This window comes from Tolypothrix sp. FACHB-123, from assembly GCF_014697075.1.
Lineage (GTDB): Bacteria > Cyanobacteriota > Cyanobacteriia > Cyanobacteriales > Nostocaceae > Aulosira.
The window spans coordinates 135,400-153,898 of the sequence record NZ_JACJRE010000002.1 but is presented as its reverse complement, the minus strand read 5'-3'; the positions used below and the strand labels follow the sequence as shown (position 1 = coordinate 153,898).

At 42.3% G+C, this 18,499-nt stretch carries 12 protein-coding genes; 4 read left to right on the top strand and 8 right to left on the bottom strand.

Annotated features, from left to right (window positions below):
• Positions 1–274: 274 nt before the first annotated feature.
• From H6G41_RS02015 to H6G41_RS02000, 4 genes are all read left to right on the top strand, one after another.
• Positions 275–631, top strand: a complete 357-nt coding sequence (locus tag H6G41_RS02015; protein WP_190743127.1) for an NAD(P)H-quinone oxidoreductase subunit M — start codon at positions 275–277, stop codon at positions 629–631.
• A gap of 952 nt (positions 632–1,583) precedes the next feature.
• Positions 1,584–3,860 carry a PP2C family serine/threonine-protein phosphatase gene (locus H6G41_RS02010; protein ID WP_190743125.1) on the top strand — a complete coding sequence of 759 codons (2,277 nt, stop codon included), beginning with the start codon at positions 1,584–1,586 and terminating at the stop codon, positions 3,858–3,860.
• A gap of 138 nt (positions 3,861–3,998) precedes the next feature.
• Entirely contained in the window at positions 3,999–5,585 is a 1,587-nt protein-coding gene (locus H6G41_RS02005; protein WP_190743325.1) for a CHAT domain-containing protein, read from the top strand.
• A gap of 248 nt (positions 5,586–5,833) precedes the next feature.
• Positions 5,834–6,472: a hypothetical protein gene (locus H6G41_RS02000; protein WP_190743123.1), complete on the top strand. Its 639-nt coding sequence runs from the start codon at positions 5,834–5,836 to the stop codon at positions 6,470–6,472.
• A 216-nt stretch (positions 6,473–6,688) separates the two neighbouring features.
• Here the strand turns inward: H6G41_RS02000 and H6G41_RS01995 are convergent, their stop codons facing one another.
• From H6G41_RS01995 to ntrB, 8 genes are all read right to left on the bottom strand, one after another.
• Positions 6,689–8,056 carry a PrsW family glutamic-type intramembrane protease gene (locus H6G41_RS01995; RefSeq protein ID WP_190743122.1) on the bottom strand — a complete coding sequence of 456 codons (1,368 nt, stop codon included), beginning with the start codon at positions 8,054–8,056 and terminating at the stop codon, positions 6,689–6,691.
• A 701-nt stretch (positions 8,057–8,757) separates the two neighbouring features.
• Positions 8,758–9,219, bottom strand: a complete 462-nt coding sequence (locus H6G41_RS01990; protein ID WP_190743121.1) for a nitrate reductase associated protein — start codon at positions 9,217–9,219, stop codon at positions 8,758–8,760.
• Positions 9,220–9,332: 113 nt separating this feature from the next.
• Positions 9,333–9,791: a phosphate-starvation-inducible PsiE family protein gene (locus tag H6G41_RS01985; RefSeq protein ID WP_190743120.1), complete on the bottom strand. Its 459-nt coding sequence runs from the start codon at positions 9,789–9,791 to the stop codon at positions 9,333–9,335.
• Positions 9,792–10,090: 299 nt separating this feature from the next.
• Positions 10,091–12,298: a molybdopterin oxidoreductase family protein gene (locus H6G41_RS01980; RefSeq protein WP_190743119.1), complete on the bottom strand. Its 2,208-nt coding sequence runs from the start codon at positions 12,296–12,298 to the stop codon at positions 10,091–10,093.
• Positions 12,299–12,469: 171 nt separating this feature from the next.
• Positions 12,470–14,017: a NarK family nitrate/nitrite MFS transporter gene (locus H6G41_RS01975; RefSeq protein ID WP_190743118.1), complete on the bottom strand. Its 1,548-nt coding sequence runs from the start codon at positions 14,015–14,017 to the stop codon at positions 12,470–12,472.
• A gap of 393 nt (positions 14,018–14,410) precedes the next feature.
• A complete protein-coding gene (locus tag H6G41_RS01970) occupies positions 14,411–15,259 on the bottom strand; it encodes a nitrate ABC transporter ATP-binding protein (RefSeq protein ID WP_190743117.1) in 849 nt (282 codons plus the stop codon).
• A gap of 268 nt (positions 15,260–15,527) precedes the next feature.
• Positions 15,528–17,516 carry a nitrate ABC transporter ATP-binding protein gene (locus H6G41_RS01965; RefSeq protein ID WP_190743115.1) on the bottom strand — a complete coding sequence of 663 codons (1,989 nt, stop codon included), beginning with the start codon at positions 17,514–17,516 and terminating at the stop codon, positions 15,528–15,530.
• Positions 17,517–17,615: 99 nt separating this feature from the next.
• Positions 17,616–18,455 carry a nitrate ABC transporter permease gene (gene ntrB, locus H6G41_RS01960; protein ID WP_190743113.1) on the bottom strand — a complete coding sequence of 280 codons (840 nt, stop codon included), beginning with the start codon at positions 18,453–18,455 and terminating at the stop codon, positions 17,616–17,618.
• Between the last annotated feature and the right edge of the window lie 44 nt (positions 18,456–18,499).

Genomic DNA, 18,499 nt, shown 5'->3' with positions numbered 1-18,499 from the left:
TTCGCCGGGATATGATTACATTACCGCTACAATAAAGTTGTACTTCCTGCACAAATCAAAACAACCTACCCCATCATTGCCGTTGGAGGAAATTTTGTCTGCTATTTCTAGTTGAACAAACCTCCCTTACTTTAGTTATGAGCAGCTGATGATTAATGCACGCATTTTGGCTTATGCCTGCTTAAAGGGTGAATTCCTGTTGACTGCGGGCATTTAAGCTCAAGCATACCGTCTACAATGATTTCAGTGTAGTCAACCAAAATCTTACACCTTTATGGACAATCCGACGCTGCTCAAGTCTACAACTAGGCATATTCGCATTTTTGCGGCAGAAATTGACCGGGATGGTGAACTAGTTCCCAGTAATCAGGTCTTGACTTTAGATGTTGACCCAGATAATGAATTCAACTGGAATGAAGATGCGCTACAAAAGATTTATCGCAAGTTTGATGAACTAGTAGAAGCATCTAGTGGCGCTGATTTGACAGACTACAATTTACGTCGCGTTGGTTCCGACTTAGAGCATTATTTGCGATCGCTCTTGCAAAAAGGCGAAATCAGCTACAATCTGCAAAGTCGCGTCACTAACTACAGTATGGGACTTCCCCAAGTAGCAGTTGATAACAAATAGTCAATTTCCGAGCTACCTTTAAGCTCATCCCACCCCAAACAGAAAGTGGTATTTTACAGGTATGGGGAATCAAGTATCGGGCATGGAACAGCATATCAATATCCAATGCCCAATACCTAATAGCCTCAGCCAGTGGGTGGTTCATGCTACCAATACAAGGAGTCGGCTTTATTGCCGACTTTCCGTAAGTTTTTGTATTTCTTAACTCCTAGGGGCATTGTTATCCATTGCCTCTAATCTTGTATCTGGTAATATTCTCGATCAAATATGAGAAGTCTAAAGTCGCTAATTTTACCAACAAAACCTCACTGTCTAGAGCCTATAATTATGGCAGAAAAATCAAGAATCAATGACAAAGCGCAAAGTCTTTTGCTAGCTTTGTGCTTGTGGCTTGGTGAAAATCTACTCCATACGAACGCCAAGGGCTGATGATCCAGGAAATTTGTCAGAGAGCAAAAATGCTCAATGCTCCTTTTGCCTTTTGTGATTGATGACTGCAATATTTCGTAAAATTTGCGCAGTGATTAATTAGTTGATATATATATTTAGCTATCTTAATTCTTAATTAAAGTTAATTCCTAGCTAGTAAATTATAAACTAAAGAAATACCAGCACAATATGCCTATTTTTAATGGAGTAATTCCACAAAAGTAAACACTACCGTAATGCTGGGGTGAGATGTTGATAACAGGGTGAAAATTAGTTGTGCGGATAAAGGAGAGGAGAAAGTGATAGAGGTTATAGAAGCTATGATAAGCCTGTAAGGTTGATTGAGGAGTAAGTTGTTTGGATATGTAGATCGTAGAATCATTAAGTTTTAGCACTGCGATCCACCAGCTAAAATCATTGAACCAAAGTGTTGGATATGTCAGGTTCAAAAAACATAAGCGCTCTAGAAGGTCGCTGCCAATGCTGTTGAAGAAATTGCCAATTGCTGATCGGTGAAAAAACTATGGAAAATGATGCGGCAACGCTCTACTGCCCAAATGAACTTTGTCAATCTTCTAACCCCCTGACGCACAAGTTTTGCTTGCGGTGTTCTACACCCCTACCCAAACGCTATCTTTGGGTGCAGGGAGAAGGCTTGAGTTTTGCCAAAGCAGGAGATATACTAGCCGATCGCTATTTGGTAATCGACCAATCCGTGGTTTTAGACATCAAGCCTGGGTTCGTTCCTTACGCACCAGAATTAGATAGCTTGTCAGTTATTAGACCTTATTTGCGGTTAATACCTTATCGAGTACATGTGCCGCAAGTATATGGAGTTATACCGCCCATCGATGGACGTTCTCAACAAGAAATCTTACTTTTAGAAAAACCGCCACTGTTTGCTGACAATACAGGGCAACAAGTGAAACTCTACCCCGATTTAATGACAGCTTGGGGTGATGCTAACTCTATGCGCCAACTCCACTGGTTATGGCAGATAGCCAATCTTTGGCAACCTCTATTAAGTGAGGGTGTGGCTACTACCTTACTCAAACCGGATTTAATCAGGCTGGAAGGCACCTTAGTCCGATTGTTGGACTTACATTTTGACTCTGGTACCCAACCGAGCTTATCGGAATTAGGCCAAGTATGGCAGCAGTTACACAAGACAGCAAAACCAGCCATAGCAGAATTTATTCACCAAGTTAGCAGTTCTTTAATAGCAGCAGAAATCAATTCAGCCGAACAATTAATGGCTGTATTAGATCAAGGATTAGCTCAATTAGGGCGATCGCAAACCTCTAGTATTAAAATTTTTACTAAAACCGATACTGGCCCTAGCCGTCAACGCAATGAAGATGCTTGTTATCCTCTCAGCGGTACTTTAGTTACTAAACCACCTCAATCTACAGCTTTAGCTATTGTCTGTGACGGTATTGGTGGACATGAAGGCGGTAATGTCGCCTCAAATTTAGCCATTGAAACGATTCAAAACCAGGTACAGCAACTTACACAAGTTCCGGCGGAACATATAGATCCTTCACTGTTGCTGACTGACTTAGAATCGGCTGTAGCCATTGTCAATGATAAAATCAGCCAGCGCAACGACAGCGAAAATCGCCAAGGTCGTCAACGCATGGGCACAACTTTAGTAATGGCGTTGCCAATCGCCCATGAAATCTACATTACTCATGTGGGTGATAGTCGTGCCTATTGGATTACAAGCCAAAATTGTTATCAAGTTACCCTAGATGATGATGTCGCCTCCCGTGAAGTCAGGTTAGGCTATGCTATTTATCGCGAAGCCACACAACAAAGCGGTTCGGGTTCGCTGGTACAAGCTTTAGGGATGAGTCCTAGTACATCACTTCATCCCACTTCACAGCGGTTTATTCTCGATGAAGATGCTGTATTCTTGCTAACATCCGATGGCTTGAGTGATTTTGATCGGGTAGAAGATTATTGGGAAACAGAAATCTTGCCCATTCTCAAAGCTGAAGCCGATATTGCTAGTGTGGCAGAAAAACTAGTAGAAATCGCCAATACCAAAAATGGACATGATAATGTCACTATCGCCTTAGTGCATTTTCAGGTGAAATACTCTGAACCAGATTCCAGCTTATCAGCAGTCATTCCTGAAGGCTCGTCCACAAGTAATACCGATCCATCTCCCAGGACAGCACAACCGATGCTTGTCAGCAACCCCGATGGCAAAACCAAAGTAATTCCAGACGAATACAAGCAGCGTAGTGGTTTTGCGCAATTACCCCTACAGTTGCTTGTACCATTAATTTTGGTGGCGATAGTTGGTGGTTTGGGATACTTGATCATGCAATGGCGAGAGGGAAAACTGCAAATTGCTGCTACTAGCCCCACCCCTACTTTAAAGCCATCTCCCGATCAATCGGCAACAGAGCGAAACATTGATAATCTAGCAAAAGGTTGGGTAATTCAAGCTAATAATGACATAGTTAGGCAACAGAGTCAGGAAAAGTTCTCTAAAGGCACCTTTTTTGAAGTAATTGATAAACAACCCAAAAATCCTAAATTCCCTAATCAAGACTTGGTGGTAAATCTGCGGGTGTGTCCCAATAATGAAGACACTGCCAATCCAGCCAAAGACAATTCTGTGGCTTCAACAGCAGCAGAGAAAACAGTCAAGATTGAACTATCCCAACTTCAATCTGGTGTGACTGTCTTACAAGCAGACCAACCAAATCCATGTGTTCCTACTAAGTCAACAGAGCCAGTTAATCAGCCAACTGTACCCAGCTCGCAATCTGAAGATGATGCAACTTAGTTTAATTCTCCATAAACTGATAAAACCTGAAATAATACAAGTAGGAACTAAAATCAAAAACTGCCAAGGTAAAGACTTTTACCTGGAAAAACTATTATTGAAAATAATTTGTTTTCACCTTTTAGTTTAATGACTCCATTGCCATGCCTGAACCTGGCGATCGCTCGTTTAACCAACACTGGCACTGATAGCTTTGCCATTTGGGTAGTTAAGGCTCCTTATCCCAGTGGCTATGTTTTACATGACTGTATATGGCCAGTTGAACTCTCTCAAGTTTGGCAAGAATGGCAGGAAATGTTCGCAGGTCACAGTCCCTTAGGTATTCCTTCAGGTGCCACCTTACCACATAAAACGCCTCTACCAATTAACTTGGTTTCATCGCCTTCAGGGCAAACCGCAGGGTACACTAGTCGCCTGATGCAATATTTGGGAATTAGTCTGTGGCGCTGGTTATTTGATGGGCCAATTCTTGGTAGTTTAGAACGCAGTCGGGGTATAGCTATGGGACAGCATACCCGGTTACGCTTTCGCTTGGAAATCCGCGATCCAGATTTAATTGCTCTACCTTGGGAAATTATGCAGCGTGAAGCTGGTCAATCGGTAATGTCACTGTCACAAGATTTACTTTTTAGCCGGACTACCAGTGAAGTTGAATCATTACCGTCTTTACGCACAGAGCAGGCTTTGAAAATTCTCTTGGTGTTAGGGGAAAATGAAAATAAAAATCTGCAACTGGAAAAAGAAGCAGAAATCTTAAAACAAACTCTCACTAAAGCAGGGCCTTTAGGTAGTCATTCTCAGGGTTATGCACCATGTATGGTACATACACTGCTGCAACCAAAACCACAAGAATTAATTCAAGAGTTAGAAACTAAAGCATACAATGTCTTTTTCTATGCTGGTCATGGGTTGCCCGATCCAGACGGGGGTTTACTATTTTTACGACCGGGAATGACGCTAAATGGCATAGAATTAGCTCAGGTATTGACCCGGAATGCGGTCAAACTAGCTGTGTTTAACGCCTGTTGGTTAGCACAGCCTGCGGCGATAAATCGCCAAGCCATACCTTCTAGCAGTTTGGCAGAAGTATTAATCCGTCATGGCGTACCTGCGGTTTTGGGAATGCGCGATGAGATTGCTGATGCAGAAAGTCACAGTTTTATTCAAGCTTTTACCGAAGCGCTGCGATCGCGTAAACCAATTGATGAAGCTGTAGCCCAAGCCAGACAACATTTGTTAACAGTATATAGGTTTAATCAACCAGCTTGGACTTTACCTGTTCTCTATCTACATCCTGATTTTGATGGCGAACTAATTAAAAGTTTTGAAGAAGGAATTACCGAACTACCAGACACGACAATTCCCAGCAGAATAGCCTCCGTACCCACAGCTTCTTTGCGATCGCTTGTACCAGGAGGAAAAACCTGGCCGTTGCATTCTGGAGTCACCCGCATTGGGCGGACAAAAGACAATGAGATTATCATCCCAGAACCTTCGGTTTCTAAACGCCATGCCGAAATTTTATGCCGGAATACCTTCAGCGGTACTACTCCGGTAAGAACTTATTACTTGCAAGATAAATCTACCTACGGTACAACATGGGTTTCTAGTTCTAACGGGTGGCAACAAATCCTCCGAGAGGAAGTACTGTTAACCTCGGGAATGCAGTTAAAGTTTGGAAGTTCTAGAGGTGAAACTTGGGAGTTTATTATTGAGGACTCTTAATTAGTTCATTCACCTAAATATGTTTTGATTTTTTGTAAAGACAGCGCTCATTTATGTAATTTCTGTGAACAAAAATCACCGATCCCATTCAAATGGTCATCAGGTAAGTAGCAGTCCAATCAAAAGATTTTCAAACTCAGCAAAATTAATTTTATTTTTGCGGAAATGGGATTGAGACAGTTGTAGCTGTCAATACCGCTAAATAATCAACTCAATCATCAACTCAGTAATCAACTCGGAGGCGACAAATGATTAACAAAATCAACAATTCAGATAATTTCACCTCTTTACCATCTCAAGTCGAATTAGATTTTCTCGCCGCTTTACTTGAAGTAGAAGATGCAACTTATCCTTGGAATCCTGGCGAACAAGAATCAGAAGCTTATTTTTGCGCTTTAGAACAGCAGTTTCTCAGCGATGAGTTATGGGAAGAAGAACAACTGACGATGCGATCGCAAGATTTTTACCGACAACTTGATGCACTTTGGCCGGAAGATGCGATTCCATCCCACCCCAAAAGTAATATAAATCAGACTTTATTCGCTAACCTGCAAGCAGCTTTTGCAGCAGCTGTACCCCAGGAATGGCTGAATAATATCGCTCAAAAAGCCACCGAGATTTTTAATTCTCAGCAGTCCCTTGGCGAACAATTAGTGGAGTGTGTTCAAGGAGTTTTACCAACTTGGGGAGCAGAAGACCTCTTGGTTTTAGCCCGTCCTTATGCCTATGCTATGCGTAGCGGAGAACCACAGAACCCCAGATCTGTGATTAATAAGTTTGAAAATAAGGAATGGACAAGTTTATCCGATGTCGAGCAAGCAAAGGTTAGTTTAGCGATTTCTTACTATGCGCTGACCCAACTAAACAGCTTTCAGTCAGAATCCTAAATCAGTTGTCTTTTATCCCTTAGGGGTCAGTTAATTCAGGCGACTTCTTGCTTTTGCCCGCACTCGACGCTTGTATTGCGGGTCTTATACTTTTTTTTGTTATTTTTAAACACAACTCACCCATCATAATTCACACTATAGGCTGATTGCTAAAGTAGCGCTATCTATCTCAAGGTAGAAAATGGTTAATAGTCAATAGTTAATCGTCATCCTAGTTCATTTAGGTCCAAGGAAGCGAGTAGCAAAATTTTGCGATCGCGTTGGTGAAAGGGCGCGGGCTTTCAAAATTGCCGCCATCAAAAAGGCGTAAGATAATACCCCAACAATTACCAATAACAAAGCATTAATTGAACCAGTCGCATTCCACAAAGCATGGAGTGCAGCAGCGCTGACATAACCAATGGGAAGAATTTGCCAAATTAGACGGGGTTTGAGTACAGCTAAACCGATAAAATAGCCCAGATAGCCACTATAAGCCATGTGTCCGGCTACAGAACCTAAAATTCGCGGAATTAGTAATTGCAAACCCACCAGTTGCCCAGTGCCTACCCCCGCTTGTTGCGCCACATTTTGGGTAATAACAGGCACATATTGTCCGAGAGTTTCTAATAAAGTAAAACCTACAGCCGAAGCAGTTCCCAAAAGAATACCATCTAAAGGTTCCCAGATACCTATGCGTTCTCGCCAAGGTGAGGGTAATGTAATGCCAATAACTAAGGCTGCTAAGACAGGTAATGCTTTCAGTAATTCTTCCATCAAACCTGCACCAAAAAACATCCGTATTAGCAGTTCGGTGAAAGTCAACGTATCCTGAGATGAAGGTAAATTACCAGGCAATAGACCGCGAAAGACGAAAATAAACAAATCCAACAGCGGACTTTTTAATATTAGTGCCGTACCTAAGGCTACAGATGCCAGCACCCACCAAGGTTTTTGTTTACCGCAGAGTTGGTATACAAAATAATAGGCAGCAAAGGCTATATAACTAGCAACAATAACTTGATTTGCTTGTGGTCTGCCTACCGTAGCAAACATTAGTACCACAAACACTACTGTCAAAATCCCTGGTACAAGGTAAGCTTTGCGAGTTAAATCTTTACCAGTGGAAATAATCGGGAATAGCTGAGTAAAGCTCACCGAATCAGCTTTTAGTGGTGCTGGATAACTTCCCGCAGATGGTAGCGGTGTAGCTGGCCTAGTCATGATTGTTGCTTGGGACACATAATCATGCTCGAACACAAATTGCGGCCCATCAGCGCCTAAAGAAATGCGATCGCCTGGATGTAATTCTTGACAACCTTGCAAGCGCTGTCCGTTTAAATACGTACCATTCGCGCTGTTCAAATCACAAATTAGCCAGCTAAATTTGTTATCTGGAGAGGAAGAGAGCGGACGAACCACAGCATGACGACGGGATACCATCCGATACATCATGGCATCCAAGACAATTTGGCAGCTGGGGTCGCGTCCAACGATCATCTCTTGAGTTGGGAGCAGCGAGTAGCGGAATTCTGACCTAAGAGGTGCTCCATTACCAGACACTAGCCGCAGAAATGCATTATGTCTTGCGTTTTTGCCTGTCATCGAGTTAGATTGCGTGTCTCAACGAATTCTGAAATTACTTGTTATTAGAACTTAAGCTTAGCCAATTTACAGCAATATCATTTAAATGTTGCAAAAAAATTATCTGCCGTACCTGAATTGTGACTTTAAACTTGTTCATAATACTGGACTAATGTAACTGTGGCATGGCTAAATACAATATAGCTTCACTCACTGCTCAAGAATCCGGAATTTCCTACGTAAAAACCAAAATTGTGCGATCGCGCGTTGACAAGTAGTACATTGTCAGCACTCAAGCTGTATTTCTGGTTGATTTGGAGTTGAGTTTGTAGATGCTTAATGGTCAATTGTCAACAAATTATAGACTATGGATTGTGGACTGTTGACCACCCTAACATTAATGTTGTCCCAATTATGTAACCCTAATACTATCTTGATGCTAAAGTTTATGTGATGAATTACACCGCTAGGTTATGAAAATTAACTATTTCTTTTCTCTAGTGAGCGATCGCATTCATAATACAAATTCTCGATACAGCCGCACATTAACACTCGCAGCCTGAAACCATAGGAATAAACAAACAAAGCCTGTCTACGCAGGCTTAACTTTATTTATCAGGTGCTAAAAAATTTTTAGCTGGACTTGAGTACTGGATTTTTCGGCGCTCAACTGTTGACTAGCAACTGAGAAAAATTTTGCGCGCGATCGCTAGTCTCTAGTTTCACGCTAAATGAAATTCTCTTACCGCTTTGGGAAAGTTTTTGTTTTCATGTCCTGAACGACTGAGTTTAATTAGCGCAAACCGCTGTAAAGGAGTTAAAGCTTCCCACTTTTGAGTTGCGATCGCTAGACCTACTTCTTGAGCTTTTGCTTGAACGCTAGCTGGTAAATTAGTCGAGTCCATCCATTCTGGCTGTGGTTCAATCGGTAATTGTTTGGCTGGTACACCTGTACGAGTGAAAATTAACTGTTCGAGATACTGACGATAAGACTGAATTTCTGTTTCTGTAATGCAAGGTAATTCAACTAAAGCCTCTCGTTCAGCCTGAGACATTTGATGCCAATCCGATAACTTGAGTTTGATACCACTAGTATCTAGTTTGTAGCGCACTTGCATGGGTATGCAACGGAGGGATTCAACGAAATCTATCTCAAATTCAAAGAAAGTTTGATTATTAGTCATTAATCATTTAGTCAGTTGTCAGTTGTCAGTTGTCAGTTTTATCCCTTGACGGCAGTTGCTACTCTGCTATAAACCTCTCCAAAGCACTGTTTTCCCAATGTCCTATGCCCTATCTAATGTGTCTTGCGGGAATTACTATAACGAATTATTAAATAACTAATTGATAAAGCTAAAATAGCTACTCCTAACCCAATGATATCAATTCCTGACACTTTTTCCAGGTCAAGAATAATAATTTTTCTGGCAACAGCAATTAAAGATGTGACAATTACTAATTCTACCTGAACTACATGCTTGCGCAAATATGCAGTGATATTTTCTAATATTTCTAAGGCAATTAAAATATTCAGAAATAAACCAAATATTTTAAATAAAGTAGTATTAAATTTGCCGTACGGGGTGGTAAATAACTCTTTTATCAAGAAGACTATCAAATCACCTAAGGCAGCTAAAATAACTAATACCATCAATAAAGATAAAATCTTGGAAACTAGCACCTCAATACTTTCAATGAAGTGCATAAATTTCTCATCTCTGGTATTTTCCATCATTTGTTTGAATAGTCTTCTCATTAGTTATCCCCTGTTTTTTAAGTTAAATTTAATAATCAAAAATAAAAAAAACATAGAAATTTAGGATGGATACCGAGTCGCAACTATCCAATTCAAGATTGAGCGGATGTGAACCATTTTCCGCCCTCCTAGTAACTCGTTTGCTTATTTGTTAAATTACTTGCGCTCCATAGTAAATATTCAAACATAAAACAAAAATCCTATAGATAAATCTAAAGGATTAGAAAAAATAATCGTAACTATTGAATATTAACTATGGCTTACATTCTCAATCAAAATTGAGAAATCTATTTAGCAGCTTACCATTGTGAGGACTGGAGTTGATAATTTTTGAGTGTAACTTCCGCAGAAATTGGTAGTAGCTGTACTGCACAAGCTTTTAACTCTGGTTGTAGCGAATCTGGGCAAGATTCTGGATGGGTGAGGGCGTTAGCTTCTGCCTCGTTTGCCCAAAGTGCGCCCCAGTGCATGGGGACAAATACGGTACCAGGAGCGATCGCTTTTGTGACTTTGGCGGGAAATTTGGCTTTACCGCGACGCGATCGCACTTCTAACAATTGGTTATCTGTAATCCCTAACTTTGCAGCATCACGAGGATGAATCTCAATAAATGGATCGGGGTGCATTTGGCGAATTTTTTCAATGCGTCCGGTACGGGTTTGGGTGTGCCAATGTCCGTATAGTCGCCCATTGGTCAACACAAAAGGATAATTTGGATCTGGTGGTTCCGCCAATCCTCGTGAGTGATAAGCCCCAAACCGCGCCCGTCCATCAGGAGTATGAAAGCGGAGATTTGTGTAGAGGCGCTTGGTTTGCTGGGAAGACGCGGAGAGTGAAAATGTCCCCGTGTCCTGTTCTGGGTGTGGCCATTGGGTGGGGCCTTGTGTTTGTAATTTTTCATGACTAATACCAGTCATTTCACAGGGGCGATCGCGAGTTAAGCCTACAAATTCTGCATAAACTTCTGCGGAATTGGCAAAGGCGAATTCTTTAACAAAGCCTAATCTCCGCCCAACTTCAGCGAAAATTTCCCAATCTGGTTTGGCTTCTCTGGGTGGTTGACGGAATGCTTGACAGAGAGTGACTGTGCGCTCAGAATTGGTCATTACCCCAGTTTTTTCACCCCACTGCGCCGCAGGTAACAGAACGTGAGCGTAAGCAGCAGTTTCCGTGGGATAATAGGCATCTTGATAGATAGTAAAAGGCGATCGCAATAATGCCTTTTTAGTCCGTTCCAAATCTGGCATACTGACGGCTGGATTGGTAGCAGCAATCCACAGTAATCCTACTACGCCATCTTCTAACCCAGTAATCATATCCCAAGCAGTTAAACCAGGATTAGGTGAAATTTGCCCTCGCTTCAGTCCCCAAAAATCTTCAACTTCGGCGCGGTGCTGGGGATTTTTCACCAAGCGATAACCAGGTAATAAGTGCGCTAAACCGCCAGCTTCTCTTCCCCCCATTGCATTGGGTTGACCAGTCAAAGAAAAAGGCCCGGCTCCCGGCTTACCAATTTGTCCTGTCATCAGGTGCAGGTTAATAATTGTCCTGACTTTCGCTGTACCTTCACTGGACTGATTCACACCCATTGACCACAGAGATAACACCCTCTGGGATTGACCCCAATAGCGAGCGGCTGTTTCTAAATCTGCAACGCTAATACCGCAACGATCCGCTACGATATCGGGAGCATAATGACGAATCACCTCTGCATAAGCCGGAAAGTTACTCGTACAGTCGTCAATAAACCCAACATCAATAGCATTCCCACGCATCAATAGGTAAGCAATACCATTTAACAAGTCAATATCTGTACCCGGACGAATAGCTAAATGCAAATCTGCTGCTTCTGCGGTGGGTGTGCGTCGAGGATCGACAACAATCATTTTGACTTTGCGATTTTTCTTGTGATACTTCGCCAAGCGATTGAAGACTATCGGGTGACATTCAGCAGCATTAGTACCAATTAAAAATGCACAGTCGGTTAACTCTAAATCGTCGTAACAACAAGGCGGGCCATCTGCGCCAAAGCTTTGAATGTATCCAGATACGGCGCTAGACATACATAAACGGGAATTAGCATCAAAATTATTACTACCCAGACATCCTTTCATGAGTTTTTGGGCGATGTAATAATCCTCAGTTTGGAATTGTCCAGAGCCATACATGCATATAGCTTCTGTCCCTTGGGTGTAACGCACCGTTTGAATGCGCTTGGTAATGATATCAAAAGCTTCATCCCAACTGACACGCCGAAATTCTTGATCTAAAGACTCTCGTACCATTGGGTAATGCAGTCTATTTTTATCTAAAGACTCAGCAATAGTTGCACCTTTGACACAAACCATACCCTGACTAGATGGGTGGGTTTTGTCTCCCCGCACGCGCCAAATTGGAGTTCCTTGACTGTCCCGATTAGTCGCTTTTCCGGGTTGAGCTGGGGGTGAAACTTCTAGTCCACAGCCAACGCCGCAGTAAGGACAGAGGGTTTTGGTAAATTCACTCATAATGGCAGTTATCCTGTTGGGGATTTGGAGGTTTGAAACGCAAAGGGGCGCAGAGGTTAACGCAAAGGGACGCAAAGTATTTGTGTAAACAAGTTTTGGATGGGGAAGGTTTTCAATCCAAAAACTAAAATTTGGTGATGCTAATTTATTGTTTGGGCAAGAACTGAAGGATTATTCTTCAGCCAACATTGGTGCAGGTGGTGCTGTTGTTTCTGATGATTCGCCTTCATAAGCACCAGCGAAGGAACCCTTGGGTTCTTTGAGGAAGAAGCCACACATAAAGGCGCAAATTAACGCGGCTACGCCCATTGTGGTAAAGAGTGTTGATGCGTCAGTAAGGCTGAAAATCGTCAGGTAGACTACACCACCAAAATTGCCGTAAGCTCCGACATTACCGGCGATTTGTCCAGTGGCTTCTTTTTTAATTAGGGGTACAATGCCGTAGGTTGCACCGCAACCAGCTTGAGCAAAGTAAGCAGCAAACATGGTGACTGCGATCGCTAAGGGTATTGGCCAGCTACTATTAATAAAATGCGTCATTAAATAGCCCACACCAATACCAGCGCTGACAATTGTCATTGTCCATTTACGGGAACCCAATTTATCAGATATTAAGCCACCACTGGGGCGAGAAATTAAGTTTAAAAATGGATAAGTAGCGGCGATCATGCTGGCGAGTACATGCTCTAAAGCAAAGGTTTTTTCAAAGAATGCCGGGAGCATGGAAACTGCTGCTAATTCGCTACCAAAGTTAGTTATGTAAGTAAATTCCAGTAAGGCAACTTGACCAAATTGATAACGCTGTGCAAGTGGGTAGGTTTTTTTGAGCCACTGTGTTGCGGGGGTTCCCCCCGTTGTAGCAAGTGGCGTGCCAATTAGTAGTTCTTTGTTAACTTGATAAGCTTTGTAGGTTTGGTAAGCAAATAATCCTGCTAACAACACCCAAACCAAATACATTTGGCTTAAATTCAAAAAGTGAATATTCTTTTGTTCTAAGCGCCAAGCTAATAAACCTAAGGCAAAAATTAAGCCAAAGTTGGAGAGAATCATTGCCCAGAAGCTTTTAATGCTAGTTACTTCTAAAGCACCATTTTTCTTAGGTTTTTTGTAAACTTTGCCAGTAGGCGTATCTTGAACGCTGTTGTAATAAATTACGCCGTAGATAGCAGCAACGATACCAGTGAGTGCGATCGCTAACCGCCAGTTAGAAGCGCCACCAGATAGAAAGCTTGTAGCTACAGCAAGCATTGGTAGGGCGAACTCTGCACCAAAAGCACCAAAATTTCCCCAACCGCCATAAATCCCTTGGGCACTTCCCATCTCTTTGGGTGGGAACCATTCGGCTACCATACGGATACCGACAACGAACCCAGAACCAACAATTCCCATCAGTAAGCGACTGATAACTAATTGATTAAAATCCTGTGATAATGCTGTTGCTAAACAAGGAACAGCAGCAAACATTAATAGTATTGAATAGGTAATTCTGGGGCCAAAACGATCCAGCAACATCCCAATAATTAGCCGTGCTGGAATTGTCAGGGCGAGGTTACAAATGCCCAAAGTTTTAATTTGCTCAGGTGCTAAATCTAGTTCCTTACCAATAGTGGTGGCAAAGGGAGCAAAGTTAAACCAACAGACAAAGGTAAGAAAAAAGGCAAACCAAGTCTGATGTAGGATACGATAGCGATCCCTGAATGAAAATAATCCTTTGAGCATTCAAAGTTTCCTCAAGTACAAAATTGCATGGAAGAATACAGGGATAATTGTTTAATTACCCTGTTCAATTCAGATATTTTTCGTTATTTATTGGTGCTGGATTTAAATCTAAAATTCTTACTCCCTGATTCAGGAAATTTGAGGGAGTACGTAAGATGTTGTTAATACTAAATTATGCTTACCTAGCAGGTTGATTTGTATCTACAATTACAGTTTGTTGGTATTAATGTAAAAATGGCATTGGAGCTATGCGTTAAAAATCATACTTCTAGCAATTCTATGTGAGGCTACAGATTAACGCCCTCAGGCTGGAAGCCTGGGGCTATCATTACAAAGCCTGCCTGCGCAGGCTAGATTATTCAATACCATTGCCAAAGATTTTTCTAATTTTGATTACTCATCATCGTGAGCGAAACGGCGATACAAAAAGTCGAGAGCATAGTTCCGCAAGTTATAATATTCTGGGTCTTCCATGATGCGGCGACGATTGCGGGGACGGGCGAAGGGAATATCTAAAATTTCCCCAATTTGCGCAGATGGGCCATTTGTCATCATGACTACTCTGTCGGCTAAGAATAGAGCTTCATCTATGTCATGGGTAATCATCAAGACGGTAACTTGATGATCGCGCCAGATTTGCAGTAGTTCTTCTTGTAATTCTTCTTTGGTGATAGCGTCTAATGCGCCAAAGGGTTCATCGAGAATCAGAACTTGCGGACGGATAGAAAGAGCGCGAGCGATCGCAACTCGCTGTTTCATTCCCCCAGAAATTTGGCTGGGTTTTTTATCAGCCGCTTCTGTTAAGCCTACCATCGCTAAATGTTCTCTGACAATTGCTCTTTTTTCGGCTTGGGGTTTTTTTGGAAATACTGAATCTACCGCCAGGTAAACGTTTTCAAAGACATTCAGCCAAGGCAAAAGGCAATAGTTTTGGAATACCATCATTCTATCGGGGCCTGGTTCGGTGATGGGTTGGTCTTGTAGGAGAACTACGCCATCGGTGGGGGTGTTGAACCCGGAAATCATGTTGAGTAAAGTTGATTTACCGCAGCCAGAATGACCAATGATGCAAACAAATTCACCTTCACGAACTTTTAGGTCAATTCCATCTAATACGGTGTAAGGGCCTTCGGGGGTGGGGTAAATTTTGCTGACGCCTTCAATTACGAGAAAGTTTTCGGCTTTCTTTGTTTGTAGGTGGTTGGTTTGGGTTGTGTTGGTGGTTTTTTTGGCTGTTTGCATGGTTATTTGATATTTAAGCTAGTTTTTGTAAAATCTCTTCTCTGCGCCTCTGCGTCTCTGTGGTTCAAAAGAATTTATTAACCGCAGAGACACAGAGGACACAGAGAGATGAGGTTAATGGTTCGTCGCATTGTTTTTAGAGATAAAAAAACGAACCGCCAAGACGCGAAGTACACGAAGAAAGAAAGAAAATAAGAACAAAGAGAGAGTGAGTTTACTTAGTAAAATTGATGCGATTGACCATTGACCATTGACCATTGACTCTTGACTACATAAATACTTCTTCAACACGGACTTGGCGTTTGATTTCCAAGCTGTTGAGGTATTCTAGTGGCTCTGATGGGTTAAAAATTTTACCATCAAATAAATGAATGGGATCGTCTTGACCGATGTCGAGAATGCCGAGGTCGCGTGCAGCTGCGCCGAATATGTCTGTGCGGCATACTCTGTCAATTACTTCTACCCAGTTTTTGGGGAAGCTGACTAAACCCCAACGTGCTAGCTGGGTTACCATCCATAACAATTCGGTGCGGTTGGGATAGTTGGTTTGATTCAGGTAAAACTGGTTATATCTGACTAATTCTTGGGGTGCTGTACCGTCACCGCGATCGTAGGGATCGGTAAAACCAGGACGGACGTATGCAGGATTGGTATTCAGGTACTCAGGACGACAGATTAATTCGACAATTTCTTCGCGGTTGCGGAAGTCGTCGCAGTATTTACAGGCTTCTAACAGTGCTTTAACTAAAGCTAAATAAGTTTCTGGATATTTCTGCGCCCATTCTTCCCGCACTCCCAGAACTTTTTTTGGCTGTCCTGACCAAATTTCTAAGGCGGTAGCAGCGACAAAGCCAATATCTTCATGGACAGCACGGTAGTTCCAAGGTTCGCCAGCACAGTAACCGTCAATATTTCCGGCTTTGAGTTGGGAAACCATCTCTGTTGGGGGGATCACTGTCAGGCTAACATCTGTGTCGGGATCGATTCTCCCAGATGCTAACCAGTAACGTAGAATTAGGTTCTGCATGGATGTGGGATGGACGATTCCCAAAGTCAGGATTTTGTCGGGAGAAGCGTTAATTGCTGTTTTTAAGTCAGCTAGGGTTCTCACGCCTTGGCTATACAATCTTTTGCTTAAGGTGATGGCGTTAGCGTTGCGGGAAAGATTTAAGGCGTTGACTACAGGAATCGACTTTTTACCACCAGCGCCTAAAGTCAGGGCGAGGGGCATAGCAGCTACCATTTGGGCTGCATCTAATCTCCCGGTACCAACACCTTTGGCGATGTCTTTCCAACTGGTTTCGCGGTTGAGGGTGATTTGTTCTAAGCCATACTGGGCAAAGAAGCCTTTTTCTTGAGCCACGATTAAGGGTGCAGCATCGGTGAGGGGTAAAAAGCCGATGTCTAAATTGACCTTTTCTAAGCCGTTGCGGGAGATGATGACAGGTGCTTGAGTTTGTGCAGCTTTGCGCTTTTTAGCTTGTTTTTGCTGGTTGAGGAAGTAAATCATTTCGTTCCGCAGATTGTAGTAACTGGGATGATTTACGACTTCTAAACGCTGGCGGGGGCGGGGGATGGGGACTTCGAGAATTTGTCCAATGTGGGCTTCTGGGCCATTGGTAAGCATGACGATGCGATCGCTCAACAATAACGCTTCATCCACATCATGTGTCACCATTACGCAGGTAACGTTGTGTTCGTTGCAAATTTTCATTAGTTGCGCTTGCAAACTACCCCTTGTTAAGGCATCCAAAGCACCAAAGGGTTCATCTAGCAATAACAACTTGGGACGGGTAGCCAATGCACGCGCGATCGCCACTCGCTGTTTCATTCCTCCAGATAATTCGCTGGGGCGTTTATTAGCGGCGAGGCGTAGCCCCACCATGTCGATATGTTCTTCGACGATCCCCCGTCTTTCACCTTTGGGCTGATCCTTATAAACTTCATCCACAGCTAGGGCGATGTTTTCCCGTACTGTCAACCAAGGAAGCAGGGAGTAATTTTGAAACACTACCATTCTGTCTGGGCTGGGTTCTCTAACTTCTCGCCCTTCTAAAGTCACACCACCAATACTGGCTTGATCTAAACCTGCGATGATATTTAGTAAGGTAGATTTACCGCAACCAGAATGTCCAATTAGGGAAACAAATTCCCCTTGTTGAATTTTTAATTCAATATTTTTGAGGGCAATATATTTGCTGCCATTTGGTAAATCAAATACCCGATCAACGTGATCAACTTCTACAAAAGTAGTCATTTTTTAATTCGTAATTCGTAATTCGTAATTCGTAATTCGTAATTCGTCATTAACCAAGAGTCAATAATCTACTTTTGACTATTGACTTTTGACTATTGACTACTTCTGCTCTGCTACAACTTTGCTAGCGATAAAACCGACAATTCTATCTAATAGCAAGCCAACTAAACCGACGTAGATGAGGGCTAAGATAATCTCACTTAAATTGGTGTCTGTCGTGGTGTTATAGGCATCCCAAATAAATGAACCAATCCCCACACCACCAACTAACATTTCTGCTGCGACAATTGCTAACCAAGATAAACCAATCCCGATACGTAAGCCTGTGAAGATATAAGGAACTGTAGCGGGAAATACGATTTTCCAGAAATATTTTAAGCCTTTGAGACGTAAAACTCTCGCCACATTCACGTAGTCTTGGGGAATTTGTTGTACGCCGACTGTAGTGTTAATAATAATCGGCCAAATCGAGGTAATGAAAATCACGAAAATTGCTGAAGGGTTAGCTTGTTGAAATGCTGCTAAGGAAATAGGTAACCATGCCAGAGGTGGTACAGTTCGCAATACTTGGAATAGGGGATCTACAGCATTAAATAGTAAGGGATTAGCACCGATGATAATTCCTAAGCTAATACCAACAATTGCTGCTAGAGAAAATCCTAAACCGACTCGACCTAAACTATTGAGAATTTGCCAACCTAAACCTTTATCACTTTCACCATTATCAAAAAATGGATGAATAATAAACGGGTTCCAAGTTTCTTGGAATGTTTCAATGGGGCCTGGTAACTTAAAGCTAGGATTTAAACAAAGTAACTGCCAAATCACCAGAAAAACTGCTAGTGCTGCTATTGGTGGCGCAACTTTTTGCCAGAATAATTTACTAATAGCTTTTTGGGACTTTTTTTTGCTAATTCGACTGCCCGCAACAGCTGTCATTTTTCTTTTCTCCTGTGTAATTTTAGTTGATTCAACAAACAGCG